Annotated in this window: 18 protein-coding genes; 3 read left to right on the top strand and 15 right to left on the bottom strand. The window is 56.1% G+C overall.

Annotated features, from left to right (window positions below):
• Positions 1–69: 69 nt before the first annotated feature.
• The 6 genes from ACN0VL_RS10360 to ACN0VL_RS10335 form a co-directional block, all read right to left on the bottom strand.
• On the bottom strand, positions 70–861 hold the full coding sequence (locus ACN0VL_RS10360; RefSeq protein WP_417617063.1) for a sterol desaturase family protein: 792 nt from the start codon (positions 859–861) through the stop codon (positions 70–72).
• Positions 854–1,513 (bottom strand): TIGR04282 family arsenosugar biosynthesis glycosyltransferase, encoded by a 660-nt coding sequence (locus ACN0VL_RS10355; RefSeq protein WP_417617061.1) that lies wholly within the window; start codon positions 1,511–1,513, stop codon positions 854–856. Before ACN0VL_RS10355 ends, ACN0VL_RS10360 begins: the two co-directional genes overlap by 8 nt.
• Complete coding sequence (locus ACN0VL_RS10350) at positions 1,510–2,175, bottom strand: TIGR04283 family arsenosugar biosynthesis glycosyltransferase (RefSeq protein WP_417617059.1); 666 nt, start codon at positions 2,173–2,175, stop codon at positions 1,510–1,512. Before ACN0VL_RS10350 ends, ACN0VL_RS10355 begins: the two co-directional genes overlap by 4 nt.
• Positions 2,172–3,158 (bottom strand): arsenosugar biosynthesis radical SAM (seleno)protein ArsS, encoded by a 987-nt coding sequence (gene arsS, locus ACN0VL_RS10345; protein WP_417617057.1) that lies wholly within the window; start codon positions 3,156–3,158, stop codon positions 2,172–2,174. The genes ACN0VL_RS10350 and arsS overlap by 4 nt, the downstream gene beginning before the upstream one ends.
• A 371-nt stretch (positions 3,159–3,529) precedes the next feature.
• Entirely contained in the window at positions 3,530–3,760 is a 231-nt protein-coding gene (locus tag ACN0VL_RS10340; protein ID WP_417617055.1) for a zf-HC2 domain-containing protein, read from the bottom strand.
• Complete coding sequence (locus ACN0VL_RS10335; RefSeq protein WP_417617053.1) at positions 3,754–4,347, bottom strand: sigma-70 family RNA polymerase sigma factor; 594 nt, start codon at positions 4,345–4,347, stop codon at positions 3,754–3,756. The genes ACN0VL_RS10340 and ACN0VL_RS10335 overlap by 7 nt, the downstream gene beginning before the upstream one ends.
• A 205-nt stretch (positions 4,348–4,552) precedes the next feature.
• Between ACN0VL_RS10335 and mtnK the strand changes: the two genes are divergently transcribed.
• Positions 4,553–5,737 (top strand): S-methyl-5-thioribose kinase, encoded by a 1,185-nt coding sequence (gene mtnK / locus ACN0VL_RS10330; protein WP_417617051.1) that lies wholly within the window; start codon positions 4,553–4,555, stop codon positions 5,735–5,737.
• Between the two features lie 236 nt (positions 5,738–5,973).
• On the opposite strand, the gene ACN0VL_RS10325 is transcribed toward mtnK, so the two are convergent.
• Positions 5,974–6,858, bottom strand: a complete 885-nt coding sequence (locus tag ACN0VL_RS10325; RefSeq protein ID WP_417617049.1) for a LysR family transcriptional regulator — start codon at positions 6,856–6,858, stop codon at positions 5,974–5,976.
• A gap of 89 nt (positions 6,859–6,947) precedes the next feature.
• Between ACN0VL_RS10325 and ACN0VL_RS10320 the strand changes: the two genes are divergently transcribed.
• Entirely contained in the window at positions 6,948–8,156 is a 1,209-nt protein-coding gene (locus ACN0VL_RS10320; RefSeq protein WP_417617047.1) for an MFS transporter, read from the top strand.
• An 11-nt stretch (positions 8,157–8,167) separates the two neighbouring features.
• Here ACN0VL_RS10320 and ACN0VL_RS10315 read toward each other — a convergent pair whose 3' ends face one another.
• Positions 8,168–8,716, bottom strand: coding sequence for a VOC family protein (locus tag ACN0VL_RS10315; RefSeq protein ID WP_417617045.1), 549 nt, complete (start codon positions 8,714–8,716; stop codon positions 8,168–8,170).
• A gap of 5 nt (positions 8,717–8,721) precedes the next feature.
• Positions 8,722–9,495 carry a DNA repair ATPase gene (locus ACN0VL_RS10310; protein ID WP_417617043.1) on the bottom strand — a complete coding sequence of 258 codons (774 nt, stop codon included), beginning with the start codon at positions 9,493–9,495 and terminating at the stop codon, positions 8,722–8,724.
• A 224-nt stretch (positions 9,496–9,719) separates the two neighbouring features.
• Here ACN0VL_RS10310 and cysB point away from each other — a divergent pair, with 224 nt between their 5' ends.
• On the top strand, positions 9,720–10,694 hold the full coding sequence (gene cysB / locus ACN0VL_RS10305) for an HTH-type transcriptional regulator CysB (protein WP_417617041.1): 975 nt from the start codon (positions 9,720–9,722) through the stop codon (positions 10,692–10,694).
• Positions 10,695–11,044: 350 nt separating this feature from the next.
• Here cysB and gloA read toward each other — a convergent pair whose 3' ends face one another.
• From gloA to rsxC, 6 genes are all read right to left on the bottom strand, one after another.
• Positions 11,045–11,452 carry a lactoylglutathione lyase gene (gene gloA / locus ACN0VL_RS10300; protein ID WP_417617039.1) on the bottom strand — a complete coding sequence of 136 codons (408 nt, stop codon included), beginning with the start codon at positions 11,450–11,452 and terminating at the stop codon, positions 11,045–11,047.
• Positions 11,453–11,814: 362 nt separating this feature from the next.
• The gene (gene nth, locus ACN0VL_RS10295; protein WP_417617037.1) at positions 11,815–12,450 is read right to left on the bottom strand and encodes an endonuclease III; all 636 of its coding nucleotides are present in this window, start codon (positions 12,448–12,450) and stop codon (positions 11,815–11,817) included.
• Positions 12,447–13,142, bottom strand: a complete 696-nt coding sequence (locus ACN0VL_RS10290; protein WP_417617035.1) for an electron transport complex subunit E — start codon at positions 13,140–13,142, stop codon at positions 12,447–12,449. Before ACN0VL_RS10290 ends, nth begins: the two co-directional genes overlap by 4 nt.
• On the bottom strand, positions 13,142–13,774 hold the full coding sequence (gene rsxG / locus ACN0VL_RS10285) for an electron transport complex subunit RsxG (RefSeq protein WP_417617033.1): 633 nt from the start codon (positions 13,772–13,774) through the stop codon (positions 13,142–13,144). The genes ACN0VL_RS10290 and rsxG overlap by 1 nt, the downstream gene beginning before the upstream one ends.
• A complete protein-coding gene (gene rsxD, locus ACN0VL_RS10280; protein WP_417617031.1) occupies positions 13,774–14,823 on the bottom strand; it encodes an electron transport complex subunit RsxD in 1,050 nt (349 codons plus the stop codon). Before rsxD ends, rsxG begins: the two co-directional genes overlap by 1 nt.
• Entirely contained in the window at positions 14,823–17,168 is a 2,346-nt protein-coding gene (rsxC, locus tag ACN0VL_RS10275) for an electron transport complex subunit RsxC (RefSeq protein ID WP_417617029.1), read from the bottom strand. The genes rsxD and rsxC overlap by 1 nt, the downstream gene beginning before the upstream one ends.
• Position 17,169 lies beyond the last annotated feature (1 nt).

Raw genomic sequence — 17,169 nt, 5'->3', positions numbered from 1 at the left:
GTCGGAGTAGTCCCTTTGTCCAATGCCTACACAACAATGAAATAGATCATTTAGTTAATGTGCTTGGTATTATTTACGGTGAAAAGGCTGTAACAACAGCCGGTGCAGCCGCAGCTCTGCCGGATCACGAAACTGGGTCAAGCCAATGGTCATCCCCAGCTGGCCGGCTTTGGGCTGTGCCTGATAGGTGCCGAACAGGCGATCCCACCAGGGGAGGTTAAAGCCAAAGTTGCTGTCGGTCTCGGTCGGGATCACCGAATGATGGACCCGGTGCATATCCGGAGTAACCAGCACCCGGCGCAGCACAGCGTCCAGTCGTTTTGGCAGCTTGATATTGCCGTGGTTGAACATGGCGGTGGCATTCAGCAAGACCTCAAACAATAACACCGCCAGTGCCGGTGCCCCCAGCAAGATGACGGCGGCCAGCTTGAGCAGCATGGACAATAAAATTTCCAGCGGATGAAAGCGCAGCCCTGTGGTGACGTCGAACTCCAGATCCGCGTGGTGTACCCGGTGCAACCGCCACAGCCCGGGCAGGGCGTGAAACAGCCGATGCTGCCAATAGATAAGCAGGTCGAGTATCAGCAGGCATAGCACCAGCTTCAGCCAGAATGGGATAGCGAGCAGATTAAACAGCCCCCAGCCGTGCTCGCTGGCCAGCAAGGCGGCCCCCACCGCCGCCAGCGGAAAAAACAGCCGCAGCAACAGGGTATTAATCACCACCAACAGCAAGTTGTGCGGCCAGCGTCGCAGGCGGCCAAGGTGCTGAGGCCGACGTGGCGACCGCCATTCCCACAGCATCATCGTCAGCAGCACACCGGCAAAGCAGCCCAGCCGGATCCAGGGTTCGTGCTCAAGCATGGGTACCGGCCTCTGTGATGGATGACTGCAGAGTCTCGGCCCAGCAGGCAGTGAGCCAGAACAGATCTTGCGGGTCGTCAATGTCCTGCAGCTGCTCTGCCAGCTGATAGTGCCAACCCAGGGCCGCCAATCGCTGTCGGGTAAGATTGGCCACCCGATCCGTACTCCAGGGCATGTTGGTAAACAAGTGGTTATTAAATTGCCGCAGCCCCAGCAGGGCATAGCCGCCATCCCGGGTGGGATGCAGCACCGCATCCAGGGTACTCAGGCGCTGGGCGGCACGGCGTAACAGCGCGGGTGATAGCTGCGGACAGTCGGTGCCGACCAGCAATACCTGCTGTTGTAGTGCGCCCTTGTCTACCAGGGCTCGATGAGCCGCACGGGCCATGCGCTGACCCAGGTCGCCTTCGCCTTGCTCACTCAACTCAAGGGCGGGCGGCAGCGAAAACGCTTGCCACTCGGGCGCGCAGAATGACGGACTCATACACAGCTCAACCGGGCCGAGTGCGGCGGCCAGGCAGGCCTCTATGGTGCTGTTCAGCATCTGTTGTGCCAGCCGGGCGGCCCCTTCGGCACCCAGCACCGGCATCAGTCGGGTTTTGGCCAGGCCCGCCACCGGCGCCTTGGCAAAAATAATGATGCGGGTGCTCAATGATACCTCCTCGCCAATTGGCCGGGGCACACGCCACGCCAATAGGCAAAGCGCAGTCGCCACATCAGCCAAATGGTGCGCCACACGCCGTATTGCTCCCAGCGCCGACCCGAAGTCAGCACTTTTTGTGTTAAACAGGCGGGGCGGCCCAGGCGTTTTAACCGTTGGCTCAAGGCTATGTCTTCCATTAACTCCTGTACCGGAAAACCGCCAGCGGCCTCATAGGCACTGCGCCGCATAAAGAGGGCCTGGTCGCCGGTCGCAATGCCGGTCAGACGCGATCGCCAATTCATCATGGTGCCGATGACATTGAGCATGAAATGCCGACCGCTGATGGCCACATCAAACCGCCCCCATGGGTGCCGGGCCAGCGCCGAACGGATCAGATCCTCCACTCCGTCGGGTAGCAGAGTGTCGGCATGCAAAAACAGGAGATAATCGCCGTTGGCCTGTTCGGCCCCCATGTTCATTTGTTTCGCGCGCCCTGGTGGAGCAGTCAATACGCTGACGCCGTGGTGTTTGGCGATGGCCACCGAGCGGTCCACACTGCCGCCATCGACCAAAATCAGTTCGGCATTTGGCGCGCAGCGTTGCAGTGCCGCCAGGGTGCTGGGTAACGCCCTGGCCTCGTTCAGCATGGGGATAATGATCGACAACCTCATGACGCTTTGGACTCGTCGTGCAGGGCACCACCGCAGCTACTGCCCTGGCCGGCGGTACAGCCATAACAATGCTCGGCGACCCGTATCGGCTGGCCGTCGAGCTCCCGGTGCAGCAGATCCTGCAAGTGAGGCTGGTGTGCTTGTCCATCTGTGGTGGGCAGCCGTAATCCCAGCTGCTGATTAAAGTCGCAATCGTACAAATAGCCTTGCCAGTCGACACTGACCAGGTTGCGACACATTAAGCCCGGCAGGTTGTCGGCAGAAAAGTTGTCTTTTAACAACTTGAGATAATCATGAAACTGCCGCTTGGTGATCAGGTAATCGCCAAAGCGTTTAATGGGCATGTTGGCCAGCGCAAACAGGTGGTTAAAGCGAATGTCGAAATGTTCCAGCAGCTCTTTGCGATAAGCCGCCTCCAACCCTTGCTGTTCCGGTGGCAGGGTCGGCCCCTGAGGGTTATAAACCAGGTTGAGGGTCAAGCCGGAGTCGGGCTGGCCATAACCCAGCCGATTCAGCTGTTGCAAGGCGGCAATGCTTTTATTGAAGGCCCCTTTGCCTCTTTGCTTATCGACATTTTCCAGCTCGTAGCAGGGCAGTGAGGCGACAATTTCCACCTGTTGCTCGGCTAAAAAATCGGCCAGGGTTTCATAGCCCGGCTCATATAAAATGGTGAGGTTGCAGCGGTCTATTACGCGCACGCCAAGCTGGCGCGCCGCCATCACTACCTCGCGAAAGCGCGGATGCATTTCGGGGGCGCCGCCGGTTAAATCCAGGGTGGTCAGCTGGCGGGCCTGCAATACACGGGGGATCAAGGCGAGATTGGCATCATCCATCATCTCGGTGCGGTGGGGGCCGGCAGCCACATGACAATGCACGCATTTCATGTTGCACATATAGCCCAGGTTTACCTGCAGCGTGTCCAGCGCATTACGCGTGAGTGCCGGAAAACCCGTTAAGTCGAGTAGCGGTAACGTGTCTCGCATCTTGCTTCCTTCATCAGAGGGCCGCTTATTGGCGCGGCCTGTCGCGAAGTAAATATCGCATCAATAAGTTGGGCGCTGTGGCTCGTTTACTTTTAAAGGCTAAAGACTGCTTGGCCACTGAATCCACGGAACCCACAGAAAAATCAAGATTAAAACCCTGGCCTTGCCGTGGGCTGCTGTACGCTTTAAGCCGTACGTTGTCAGTAAAGAAAGACGGTGTTTGTCTTTAACTTACGGCATACAGCGTAAGGCTTACCGCTATGTTTATGCTCTTCGTCCGTGGGGTCCGTGGGGTCCGTGGGGTCCGTGGGGTCCGTGGGTTCCGTGGCAAAAAATGGTGTTAGGTTTTGAACTGTTCAGTAGCCGCACGCTTACTCGCGGTCTTTATTCTCGGTATCTGGTTGGTTATTACCCGGGCCAATATTATTGGGCCGGTGGGCAAAGGTGTGGGCGAACGAGCGTAGTACCGGCAATTGCCGTTCAAATTGACGGCAACCGTTGCACATCATGGTGTGCATCGCCAAAGAGAAACGCTCAAATTTGCTCAAGGGCCTTTCTTGCCCTTCAGACATCAATCGAGTGGCTTTGTGACAGCTCAACATGGGCAGTCTCCTTGTTGTTGCCAGGTGTTTTCCAGGCATTCGCGTAAACGTAATCGGGCTCGATAGAGCAGTACATTGAGGTTGCTGACCGTTAAATCCAGCTCAAGGCAGATTTCCCGGCTTTCCAGCCCGATAAATTCCCGCATCATGAAAGTACGCCCCTGATTGGGCGGCAGCTTGTCCAGACATAATTCAAACAGCGTCCAGAACTCGTCGTCTTCCTGGCTGCTTTCCGGTGCGCTCCACTCCACGGGACGTTCTGCCTTGTGCCACATGCCAAACCGGTTAAACAGTTGCTCTTCCAGATCGTTACTGTCGTCGGCACCCAGGCTGGTAAGCGTGACCAGGCGCTGGTTTTTGCGGATCACATCCACAATCTTGTGTTTAAGAATGGCAAACACCCAGTTTTTGTAGGCCGCACGACCATTGAAGCTGTCTGCATATTTAAAGGCGCCCAACAGGGCTTCCTGTACGGCATCTTCTGCCAGTTGAGCGTCTTTAAGCTGCAGGGTGGCAAAGCGCAGCATTTGTCGGCGTAATTCCTCGCTTAGCAAGGGGGCCCCGGTATTATCGTTATGATCCATCATGACTCTTGTGTAATTGCAGCTGATAACCAGAGTATATGTTGCCTGGCGTCTGCGCACTCGTTTAGGACTCTAATGTTACCAATGTTGTGAATTTTGTCTCGTTTGTGTTGTTATAGCTGAGTCGTGGTCAGGGTGGGTTTTATTACAGTGGCGAGCGACTTTATTATTTTTGTCTGTGACCAGGGGTCGGCAACAGGGAGCTGTTATGAGCCAATATCGAATATTCAACCATGAAGATGCCATTGGCTATGTGCGCCAAACGGCCCGGCTTGATCCGGATGTGACCCTGCAGGGGGAGGAAATCGGGGACGGTAACCTGAACCAGGTATTCAAGGTGTGTCAGCCAGGCAAGGCCAAGGGCTTTATTGTTAAGCAGGCGCTGCCCTATATTCGCTGCATTGGCGAGTCCTGGCCTTTAACCCGGGACCGAGCGCGCATAGAAGCCGAAATATTGCTGTATCACGGCCAGTACAGCCCGGAATATACGGTGGCGGTGTTGCACCATGACCCGGCTCTTTCGGTGATATTGCTGGAGGATTTATCGGATCTTCAAGTGTGGCGCCAGGCGCTGCTTGAGGGCCAGCACTTTGCCGATGCCCCCGCGCAGCTGGGGATATATCTGGCACAGGTGCATGTTCACAGCAGTGACTTCAGGCTCGACTATCTGGGGCAACGCACGGCACAGCTGCAGTTTGCCAACCCGGAGTTAATGGCGATCAGCGAAGCCGTGTACTTTGTCGATCCCTTTTGTGATCACGAACGCAATAATGTGGCTCCCGAAATCCGTGACGACGCCGAGCAACTGTGGGCCGACCAGGCACTCAAGCTCCGCGTGGCCAGGCTTAAGCACGACTTTCGTTGCAAAGGACAGGCATTGCTGCACGGCGATCTGCATACCGGATCCGTGATGGTGGCAGCGGGCCGGCTCAAGGTGATTGATGCGGAGTTTGGCGGCTATGGCCCCATGGGCTTCGATCTGGGGGTGATCATCGCCAACTTGTTGCTCAATTTCTGCAGCCAGTCGTCTGCCCCCCGGCGGCTGCAACGCATTCAGGATATCAGCGCCTTGTGGCACAGTTATCACGCGCAATGTTTACGGCTGGCCCGTGAAACGCCGGATCCTGCCCTGGCCGCCCCCGAGTATATCAACGACTTCTTGCAGCGGGTGTGGCAAGACGCCCTGGGCTATGCGGGCTGCGAAATCATACGCCGCACCATAGGCGTGGCTCATGTGGCGGATATCGATAATATGGCCGACCCTGTGCAAAAAACCGCCAGCCAACGCCAGGCGCTGGCACTGGGGCGAATGCTGATCATGAGCGCCGACCAACTCGACGAGGCTCAGCTGGAAAAGACTCTTTTGCAACAAAGCACCGAAACAGAGCGGTAAGCGCTCAGCGATCAGAAACAGCCAAACCTCTTCCTGCTAACGCAGGACCAGCAGCTAAAGCGCCGGACTACAGAAGAGGCACGGTATTTTTTGTAGGGTCCATATTTTATGCAAAGAATATTCGATCACAAACCGTGGCACGGGCCAAAAGCGGTCGAATGAATTCGACCCTACATTTGTCTGGTTTTTTGGTGTTCGTCCGTGGCAAAAGGTTTTTGGTTGGTAGCTGACCGCTTTCAGCTGCTCTTAGGCGCTGATTTTTTCATAAACTCGACAAAGGCCTGTTCGGCGCGGGACAGGGGGTGGTTGTTGGGCCAGGCCAGGCATAAATCCAGGAAGTAGGGCTCGGCAAACGAGACGGCAAACAAGTCGGGATCCTCTTGAATAACCAGGCGCAAAAAGCTGGTAATGGCAAATCCCTGGCGAACGACCGCCTTCAATAACGGAATAAGATTACTCTCGAAGCCAATGTGCGGAACAAGGCCACTCTGTCTGGCCATGTCCTCTATATATTCGCGATGAAAAAAACCGTGGCGAAAGACGGCCAGCTCCTCGGCCAAAAAATCTTCCATGGTGATAAACGGCTGTTGTCGTGCGGGGTGCTCGGCATTCACCACGGCCACCATTTCTTCGCGCAATAACGGCAGGCCGGTGAGTTCGCTCGGCAAAGAAGAGGTGAGGACTATCCCCAACCCTAATTGCCCCTGGCACAGCTTGGCCAATACATCTTGAGTACCGGCTTCTTCTACCCGAATCGACAGACCCGGGTATTCATCTTTAAAGGCCATGAGCAAGGGCGGAAAGTAAAATGAGCCCAGCATGCTGGGAATGCCGATGCACACCTCACCACTGCTCAGATCCTGCAAGGCGGCCATGTCTTGCTCGGCCAGCGTCAGGGCATCCAGAATGCGCTCGGCATGTTGATACAGTCGCTCACCCTCGGCGGTCAGGTGCAGGCGTCCCTTGTGCCGATCAAACAGATTAATGCCCAGCTGTCGTTCCAGTTTTTTAATGGTCATGGTCACGGCGGGCTGCGCCAGGTGCAGCAGCTTTGCGGCCCGCGTAATATTTCCCTCCCGCGCCACCGCTGCAAACTGGCGCAGCCATTTGGTTTCAAGCATAACAACAACTTATTATTTTAATTGATTTTATATATTTCATTTATACGCTGGCAGGCGTTAAGGTCAAGGCTCTTATCGAGGAGAAAAACATGATAGAGCTGAAAACCACCTTGTGGTGGCGCGCCACCCTGGCACTGGGCCTGGGTTCTATGCTGGTATTTATTAACTTGTATATTGCTCAGCCGCTATTACCCCTGCTGGCGCAAGACTTTGAGGTATCGGCTCTTTCTGCAAGCTGGGTGTTGTCTGTTTCAACCCTGGGGCTGGCCATTGGCTTGCTGTTTTGGGCACGAGTCGCGGATCGGCTGGGGCGCAAGCCGGTGATGCTGGGCTGTTTGCTGGTGGCCTTGCTGTTGGGAGTGCTGATCTCGCAGCTAAGCCATTTCAACGGCTTGTTGCTTGCCCGTGGGTTGCAGGGCTTCTTTCTGGCCGGTTTGCCTGCCACTGCGGTGGCCTATATGGGCGAGGAGTTTACCCCTAAAGCCCTGGTCACCAGTATCGGTGTGTATATTGCGGCCAACTCACTGGGCGGCATAGCCGGGCGGGTGCTGGGCGGCTTGCTGGCCGAGTGGGGAGGCGGCTGGCAAACCAGCTTCATGGTATTGGCTGCCGCCAGCCTGTTACTCTGGTTACCCTTACTGAAGTGGCTGCCGGCCTCCCAATCCTTTGTGCCCACGAGCAAGGGGCAGGGGGGAGCCGCGTTATTGAGCCACATTAAAAATCCGCTGCTGTGGCCCGTTTATCTGGTGGGCGGGCTGAACTTCATGGTGTTTTTAAACCAGTACACCTATGTGGCATTTTATTTATCCGCTCCTCCCATTCACATGGCGCCTGCTGCCCTGGGATTATTGTTTTTAACCTATTTGACGGGCACCTTTGCCTCGGGGATCAGCGGCTGGCTGATCAATCGCTTCGGTTTGTGTCAGACCCTGTTGGGGGCGATCGCCATTATGGCCATCGGCAACCTGGGTCTGCTCAGCGGGCAGTTACCGATTATCCTGTTGACGCTGTTCGTCGACAGCTTCGCCTTCTTTCTGGCCCATGCCTGCGCCAGCAGTTGGGTAGGGCGCAGCGTGCAGCAGCACAGAGCCCTGGCATCATCACTGTACCTGGTGTTTTATTATCTTGGAGCCAGCCTGGGCGGTTTGTATTTGTATCCGTTTTGGGAGCGAGCAGGCCTGCCCGGTGTCGCCCTGGGCATGTGGCTGGTGTTGCTGATGACGGCGGGGTTAACACTGAGACTGCTCCGTAAAGAGCGGGCCGCGTCAACCCTGACGGATGAGGGGCTCAACACCTGACGAGTTGCCGCTCACTCCTCTCCCTGTCTTGTAAAGTAATCATCAGGCACGGGCACCACCTGCTGGTGGGCGATTTCCCGCACTATGGTGTCAGCCAGGCTGTGGCAATGAAATTTAATTTGATAAGGCGCCAGTGCCAGGGTGAGCTCGGGCGCCCGGCTGTGCAAGGCGGTGCGGTTAAAAGGGACCCAGGGGTAATCATCAAGCAGTTGCTGCAGGTGAGGGACTACAATTTCACCGTGCTCTAACCCGTGGCTGTGTTGCTTGCCCGGCTTGGGGGCCGCCAGCTCGATGCAGGGAATCGCACCAAAAGGGCTCGCCAGCGGGTGAAACAGTTTAAAGGTGATAATGGGGCGGTTGCCAATCATGCCTTCAACCAGGATGTCACCAAATTCAGCCAGCCGAGTGCGCATGCTCAGGTATTCTGCGTTATCTCTGGCGCGATAACAGAGGTGATCCATGGGACCCAGCCCAAGGGACAGGCCATGATCCAGCATGCCTTGTTCCAGCTCGGTTAAAAAGTGGCGAACATTGCCAAGTACATCTTCCAGGATGGGCATGGGCGTTACCATTTTCGTTTGGGTTCAAACAGTACGTCGAGCTCGGACTTTTCCTGCTCTTCCTGTCGGGCCTGCTGCGCTTTTTTCTCTTGCTGTTCCTGCTCCTGGGCAAGGGTGAGTTCATCCAGTTGCTGTTGCAGATTATTTTCCAGCTTGTTCAGCTGTTCATCCTTTTCGGGGGTTTTTTCCAGCACGGCAAGCCCCTTTTCCAGCATCTGACGCGCCGTGTGGGGCTCGTCATTGTCCAGAGCTGTGTGGGTATGTCGGGAAAGATTAGTCAGGTTGAGCTTTAGCCGTATTAGCTCCAAACGCCTGTCTTCCTGAAAAAAATCCTGATTATCTATCCTGCCCTTATTATGCTCAATATCCAGCACGGCGCGCAGCCGCTTGACCACTTTTAACATGTGAATGGCCTGCTGATCCGAGTCGGGAGAGACAAGTTCGGGCAACTCTGATGGCTCGTTTTTCGTTATTTGCCGTATTTGCTGCTCGATATTCAGGCAGCGTGTTTTTATCCGGGCGTCGTTGCGGTTTTGCTGTTGCATGGTTTGCAGGCTGTGCAACATACGATTATACAGTGTGACCAGCAAGATGTTGCTGAAGGGAAGCTGGTTGGCATTATGCAAAAGGTCATCTGTTTCATTAATAATATTATTATGAAACAACAGTAAGGCTCGCTTTTCTTCTTCCTGCTTTTGCCAATATTGCTGCACAATATTGTAGATGATGATCAGCAAAAGCAGGGCGCCTATAGCCATGAGGATCAGGGTCAGCGTCATATAGTGGCGGCTCGGTTAGTGTGAGTTATAAGAAAGATAACAAGAAATGTACCCCAGTCCCCGGGGTTTGGCTAACGTCCATCTCCAAATGAGTGCTGTAAAGCAGGTTTTTGTAATCAAACGGCATATAACCTATCGTTATTAATGGCCGATAATGAGGATAATTTTTTTAGGTCTGATAATATTTAGTTATAAAGCCGTTCCCTATCTAAGTGTGAGATACCATGAAACTGCAGCAGTTACGCTATATCGTTGAAGTTGCCAATAATAACCTGAACGTTTCCGCTACGGCCGAGAGCCTCTATACCTCACAACCGGGTATCAGCAAGCAGGTGCGGATGCTGGAAGATGAGCTGGGCGTCCAGGTATTCGAGCGTAGTGGTAAGCACCTGACCCGTGTCACGCCGGCGGGTAAAGACATTATTCGCATCTCCAGCGAAATCCTGGGTAAGGTGGAGAGCATCAAGGCGGTGGCCAGCCAGCATACTCACCCTGATCAGGGCTCGCTGAACATTTCTACTACCCATACCCAGGCGCGTTATGCCTTGCCCGAGGTGATCCAGGGCTTCATTAACCGCTACCCTAAAGTGTCGCTGCATATGCACCAGGGCACACCGGTACAAATTAGTGAGTCGGTCGCCAAGGGCGCTTCTGATTTTGCCATTGCCACCGAGGCCATGCATTTGTATCAAGACTTGATCATGCTGCCCTGCTATCACTGGAACCGCTGTATTCTGGTGCCCAAGGGTCATCCGCTGGCCGAAATAGAAAAGCCGGATATTGCCGATATCGCGCACTATTCGCTGGTGACTTATGTGTTTGGTTTTACCGGACGTTCCGAACTGGATCTCGCCTTTAACAAGGCCGGTTTCGAACCCAAGGTCGTCTTTACCGCCACCGATGCCGACGTCATTAAAACTTATGTGCGATTAGGCATAGGGATAGGGGTATTGGCGAACATGGCCGTTGATCCCGTACAGGACTCGGATCTGGTTGCCATTGACGCCAGTCACTTGTTTGCCTCCAGCACCACCAAAATCGGCTTTCGCAAAGGCACTTTCTTGCGCAGTTATATGTATGACTTTATGGAGCGCTTTGCACCGCACCTGACCCGGGAGCGAGTCGACAAGGCCACCGCCTTGAAAACCGCAGAAGAGCGGGACCAGCTGTTTGAAGATGTGATTTTGCCATCACGATAAGCCGCTTCGGGAAGCGGTACGTCTTACGCTGTACGCCGTAAGTTAAAGGAGAATACCGCTCCTTGCTTACAGCGTATGGTTATTTGAACGAAATAAAATAGCCGTTTAGACACGGCTATTTGGACAACTGGGTTGAAAACCGCCGGTTTCTTCAAAAAGATATTAAACCACAACCGCCGACCGCGAGAACAAGTGTTTGCCTGCAGTAAACACTGTTCTCATGCCGTCTTACCGGACTTGCTCCGGTATCTCAATCTTCAGGCAGTGGTACGCCTTACGCTGTAAGTGAAAGGAGAGTACAGCTCCCGTTCTTTGCTTACAGCGTATGGCGTAAAGCGTACGGCTGTGTGTTATTCGCCCAAGCCTTTACCGGCGTCGTCTTTGGCGATCAGCTCGATTTTGTAACCGTCCGGATCTTCAACAAAGGCAATGACAGTAGTGCCGCCTTTTACCGGGCCCGGCTCACGAACAATCTTGCCGCCGGCTTGGCGAATTTGCTCGCACATGGCATAGATATCGTCGGCTTCAATGGCAATATGGCCATAGGCTGTGCCCTGATCGTAACTGTCGGTATCCCAGTTGTAGGTAAGCTCCAGCACGGCTTCGTCTTCTTCTTTGCCGTAACCCACAAAGGCCAGCGTGTATTTATACTCTTCATTTTCGCTGGTGCGCAGCAGTTTCATACCCATGACATCGGTATAAAAGGCGATGGACTTGTCCAGATGACCGACCCGTAGCATGGTGTGCAGTATACGCATTAATTTAATCTCCCAGAGTGAGGATGAGTGGCAGGCATTGCCTGCCTTGGAGCTTGTGCTAAGTGATTGCATTGTATCAGAAAGTCAGGCTATTAACCGAGTAAGGCTGCCTATAGCCTGTTCATTTTATATCGCAACAGCAGTGCGGTTAAAGCTGCGTGTAGGGTCGAATTCATTCGACCGTTTTAGGGGCGAGCCAGAGTTTTTGGTCGAATATTCTTACCTAAAATAAGTCGACCCTACCAAAGACAATACGTTTGTAAAGGTTGTATGTAAAACCATCCAGCTACGCTGGCCTGCCGAATAAATTGGCAGCTACAAAAGACACTGTCGGCCTGTATTGGGTGTTTGGAGTTGTATGTTTATATCTCTTGTTTGTCTTTAAACTCACACAGATCTTCTATGATGCAGGAGCCGCAGCGGGGTTTGCGGGCAATGCAGGTGTAACGGCCATGCAGGATAAACCAGTGATGTACATCCAGCTTGAACTCGGCGGGTACCCATTTTAACAGCCGTTGCTCTACTTCTTCTACAGTCTTGCCTTTGGCAAAGGCAGTGCGGTTGGCGACCCGAAAAATATGGGTGTCCACGGCTATGGTCGGCCAGCCAAAGGCGGTGTTGAGGACGACGTTGGCGGTTTTGCGGCCGACACCGGGCAAGGCTTCCAGTGCGGCTCTGTTTTCCGGTACTTCGCCGCCGTGCAGCTCAATCAGCATGGTGCAGGTTTTAATGACGTTTTCGGCCTTGGTGTTAAACAGGCCTATGGTTTTGATGTGCTCTTTGACGCCGTCTACGCCAAGCGCCAGCATGGCCGCCGGGGTAGGGCCGGCAGCAAACAGGCCTATGGTGGCCTTGTTGACGCTCACGTCGGTCGCCTGGGCTGATAGCAGCACCGCAATCAGTAATTCAAAGGGATTACGAAAATTCAGCTCGGTAGTGGGGTGCGGGTTTTCGGCCCGCAGCCGCTCCAGAATCTGTCGCCGTTTTTGCATATTCATAATGAAGTGACTCGCGCTCGGGTGATCTCGACTTTAGGGGCCGGGGCCTGACGGGCCGCAATGCGGCCGTCCAACCAGTTTTTGGCCGCTATCATCAGCCCCAGACCAATAAAGGCACCGGGGGGCAGAATGGCCAGCAAAAAGCCGTTATCCAGGTGCAACACATCAAGGCGCAGGCTGCTGGCCCAGTCACCCAGCAAAAGCTCGGCGCCATCAAACAAGGTGCCCTGGCCCAGGAGCTCACGCAGTCCGCCCAGCACCAACAACACGGCAGTAAAGCCCAGGCCCATCATCAAACCGTCCAGTGCGGCCAGAGGGGCACTGTTTTTGGAGGCAAAGGCTTCGGCGCGGCCGATGATCACGCAGTTGGTTACAATAAGGGGAATGAAAATGCCCAAAGACTGATACAGGCCATAGGTGTAGGCGTTCATCAGCAGCTGCACACAGGTCACCAGACTGGCAATAATCATCACGTAAATAGGAATGCGCACCTCGTTCGGCACCCATTGGCGCACCAGCGAGACGCTGACGTTGGACCCCACCAGCACCAGCAGGGTCGCAATACCCAGCCCCATGGCATTGGTGACTGTGCTGGTTACTGCCAGCACGGGGCACAAGCCCAACACCTGTACCAGAGCCGGGTTATTGCGCCATAAACCCTGGTTGATAATGTCTTTATATTGTTCGTTCATCAGAGTGTTTCTCCACACGCCGGGGCCTGGGTCAGTAAGTGCGGTTGCTGGCTGACAAGCAGCAACACCTTGCGCACGGCTTTTACCACGGCTCTGGGGGTAATGGTGGCACCGGTAAAGGCGTCAAACTGCCCGCCGTCTGCACGCACGGCCCAGCGCATATCGTCTTCCCCGAGAAGCGACTTGCCGTTAAAGCCCAGCACCCAGGCCGATTTTTTAAGTTCTATCTTGTCGCCCAGACCGGGCGTTTCGTTGTGATTCAACACCCGCACGCCACTCAGGCTGCCATCTGTGTTCACGCCCACCACCAGTTTGATTTCGCCACTGTAGCCGTCGGGTGCAACCGCCTCTATGGCATAGCCTTGAGGTTGACCGTTTTTAACCGCGGTAAAGACCGGCAGGGGCTCGCTGCTGCCTAAAAACTGTTCATTGCCGAGCATAACGCAATGCTCGAACAAGGGCTCGTCGTGGCTGTCTTCGGGCAGCAACTCGTCGAGCACGCGCAGCAATTGCGCTTGTTCTTGTTCAACAATGGTGTGGCGCGTCAGCTGATGCGTCACGGCCACCAGGGCGGTACAGGCCAGGGCGAACAGCGCCAGGGTCAGAGCATTCTTGCGCATCATTTCCAGCATTATCGAGCGGCTCCATACGTGGTGGGTTTGGTGAGCGCATCAATCATGGGCACCGTCATGTTGGCCAGCAAGACCGCAAAGGCGATGGCGTCCGGATAGCCGCCAAAGGTACGGATGACATAAATCAGCAAGCCGATCAGCACACCGTAAATCAAGCGGCCTTTAAAGGTGGTGGCCGCCGACACCGGGTCGGTCGCAATAAAAAAGGCCCCCAGCATGGTGGCGCCGGATAACAGATGCAGGGTGGGGCTGATGGCGCTGTCGGGTGCCATTAAAAAGCCCGTCAGGCTGAACAGCAATAAACTGGCGAGAATGGCCACCGGAATGGGCCAGCTGATCAGCTTGAGCCGCAACATCAACAGGCCACCGGCCAGATAGGCGAGATTCACCCACTGCCAGCCCAACCCCGCCAGACCGGCAAAAACGGGACTGGTGATAATTTCACTGTGGGTATGGCCCTGGGTAAAGCCGGTTTTCAAGGTATCGAGTGGCGTGGCCATGGTGGTGCCATCGGCCAGTTCGCGCAGCTGGTGCGGGCTGAAACCGTCCAGGGTAAAGCCGGTGAAAATGGCGGAGAGACTGTCGGCAAGGGTCACCGGATACAGCTGTAACTCGAGGGGCGGCAGCCAGCTGGTCATGTGCAGCGGAAACGATACCAGCAAGAGCACATAGGCCACCATGGCCGGGTTAAACAGGTTTTGACCTATGCCACCATAGAGGTGCTTGGCAACAATAATGGCAAAGGCGGTACCAATCACCACCAGCCACCAGGGGGCCAGTGCCGGCATGGCAATACCAATGAGGATGGCGGTGAGTAGCGCCGAGTTATCCTTAAGCTGGTTTAGGCGTCGTCCTCTTAGTGTTAATACCAGCGCCTCGGCACCATAGGCGGTGAGCACGGCCAGCAGAATTTGAATCAGGCTGCCCGCACCAAAAAACCACCACTGTGCGGCAATACCGGGGATCAGGCAATAACAGACCCGCCGCATCAGGGTGGGGGTGTCTAGCGGCACGCTGTCGTGGGGTGAACTGCTGATGGTTAACGCCATTATGACTCGTCTTCTTTGTTTAATGGTTTATCTGATGAGGTGCTCGTCGCCTGCTTTTGTTGCGCCTGGCGCGCCTTGGCTTTGGCTACCGCGGCTTTAATGGCCGCCTTTTTGGCGGCTGCCGGATCCACAGTTGCCGCCTCTGCGGGTGTGGCGTCGACTGGCGCTGCGGGGGCAGCCGGCGATTCGCCGGCTTCTGCCTGCTGAGCCGCCTTGCGGGCCTTGGCCCTTGCGACCGCGGCTTTCACCGCGGCGGTTTTATCGTCTTCGGCCGTGGCAGTCGGCGACTCGTCGGCTTCTGCCTGCTGGGCCGCCTTGCGGGCCTTGGCCCTTGCGACCGCCGCCTTCACCGCGGCTTGTTTATCGTCTTCGGCCGTGGCAGCCGGCGACTCGCCGGCCTCGGCCTGCTGGGCCGCCTTGCGGGCCTTGGCGCGTGCCACTGCGGCCTTCACCGCGGCGGTTTTATCGTCTTCAGCCGTGGCAGCCGGCGACTCGCCGGCTTCTGCCTGTTGCGCCGCCTTGCGGGCCTTGGCCCGTGCGACCGCGGCCTTCACCGAGGCTTGTTTATCGTCTGCGGCCGAGGCAGCCGGTGATTCGCCGGCCTCGGCCTGCTGGGCCGCCTTGCGGGCCTTGGCCCGTGCCACTGCGGCGGCGACCGCCGATTGTTTATCCTTGGTGGCAGTTGTTTGATCTTCGTTGGCGCTGTCGCCGGGTGCCGCCGCTTGTGCTTCCTGTTTCAGGGCACGGTTGCGACGTGCTTCTTCTTTGCGTGCGGCGCGGGCCGCGGCCATGTCGTCGGGGGCGGCAGCCTGCTGGCGCGCCTTGACCCGGGCAAGGGCCGCGGCAACCGGATCTTCGCCGGTTTTGGCTTTCTGCTCGGCCATGCGGGCCTGGCGCTCGGCGGCGGCTTTGGCTTGTCTGACCTGGCGTTCGGCTTTTTCGCGGGCCAGCCGCTCCTGGCGGGCTTCAAAGCGTTGTTTGGCCTGATCGGCCAGTTCGGCCTCGCGTTCGGCATGACGAATATCTGCCTTGGCGACCCGATAATATTGCACCAGGGGAATGTTGCTGGGGCAGACATAGGCACAGGCGCCGCATTCTATGCAGTCGAACAGGTTGTGGCTGTGCAGCTTGTCGTGATCGTCGCTGCGGGCGTACCAGTATAATTGCTGAGGCAGCAGGCTGGCCGGGCAGGCGTCGGCACACTGGCTACAGCGAATGCAGGCCATTTCTTCTGCCGGTGGCGACAATTCGGCGTACTTGGGCGCCAGAACACAGTTGCTGCCTTTAATGATGGGGGCCGCGGCGCTGTGCAGGGTAAAGCCCATCATGGGGCCACCCATGATCACTCGCTGCTCCCGCTCTGCCTTAAGGCCATAGCGTTGCAATAAATATCGTACCGGTGTGCCAATGTGTACCCAGGCATTACCGGGCTCGCTAAAGGCTTCGCCAGCCAGGGTGACCACACGCCGGATCAGAGGCTCGTCATCAATAATGGCATTCTTAACGGCAAAGGCGGTGCCGACGTTTTGCACCACTATCCCCAGGTCGGCTGGCAGCCCTTTGCTGGGCACCTGCCGGCCGGTGAGTATTTCAATTAACTGTTTTTCGCCACCTGAAGGGTACTTGGTGGGCACGGCCACGATCAGCAGGCTGGCATCCTGGTTGGCGGCCTTGAGCGCGGCCAGCGCTTCGGGCTTGTTGTCTTCTACCGCCAGTATGGTGTGCTCGGGCTTGACTATGTGGCGCAGAATATCGATGCCCTGCAGAATATCCTGCGGGTGCTCGCGCATCAGCCGATCATCGGCACTGATATAAGGCTCGCATTCCACCCCATTGATGATCAGGGTGTTAATGGCGAGGTTGCGGGGCGTCAGCTTGACGTGTGCCGGAAAACCCGCGCCACCCAGGCCGGTCACGCCAGCCTGATGCAGGCGCGTCAATAATACATCGGCATCCAGCAGGCGATAGTCGGCGACCGGAAACCGCTGCCGCCATTCTTCCTGGCCGTCGGGGGTGAGTACTATGCAGAGTCCGCTCAGCCCGGAAGGATGACACAGGGGCCTGTCTTCAATGGCGCTGATGGTGCCCGACGTCGGGGCGTGCACCGGTATCATCATGGGGTTAAGCGGCTCGGTCAGGTGCTGGCCTTTTAATACCCGCTCACCCACAGCCACCTTGATTTGCGCGGGCTGACCTATGTGCTGGCGTACCTGCAGTATCAGCTCACCGGGCAGGCCGGCCTGACTGATGGGCGTCAGGTTGGCGGGAGACTTGCGCTGGGGCGGATGAATACCCCCATGAAAATCATGCAGCTTGCCTGCTTTAAGGCTCTCTAACAGCGTCATC

Source organism: Oceanisphaera sp., assembly GCF_048268965.1.
Taxonomy (GTDB): Bacteria; Pseudomonadota; Gammaproteobacteria; order Enterobacterales; family Aeromonadaceae; genus Oceanimonas.
Note: the sequence above shows the minus strand (reverse complement) of the source record. Positions and strands in the feature narration are given on the sequence as shown.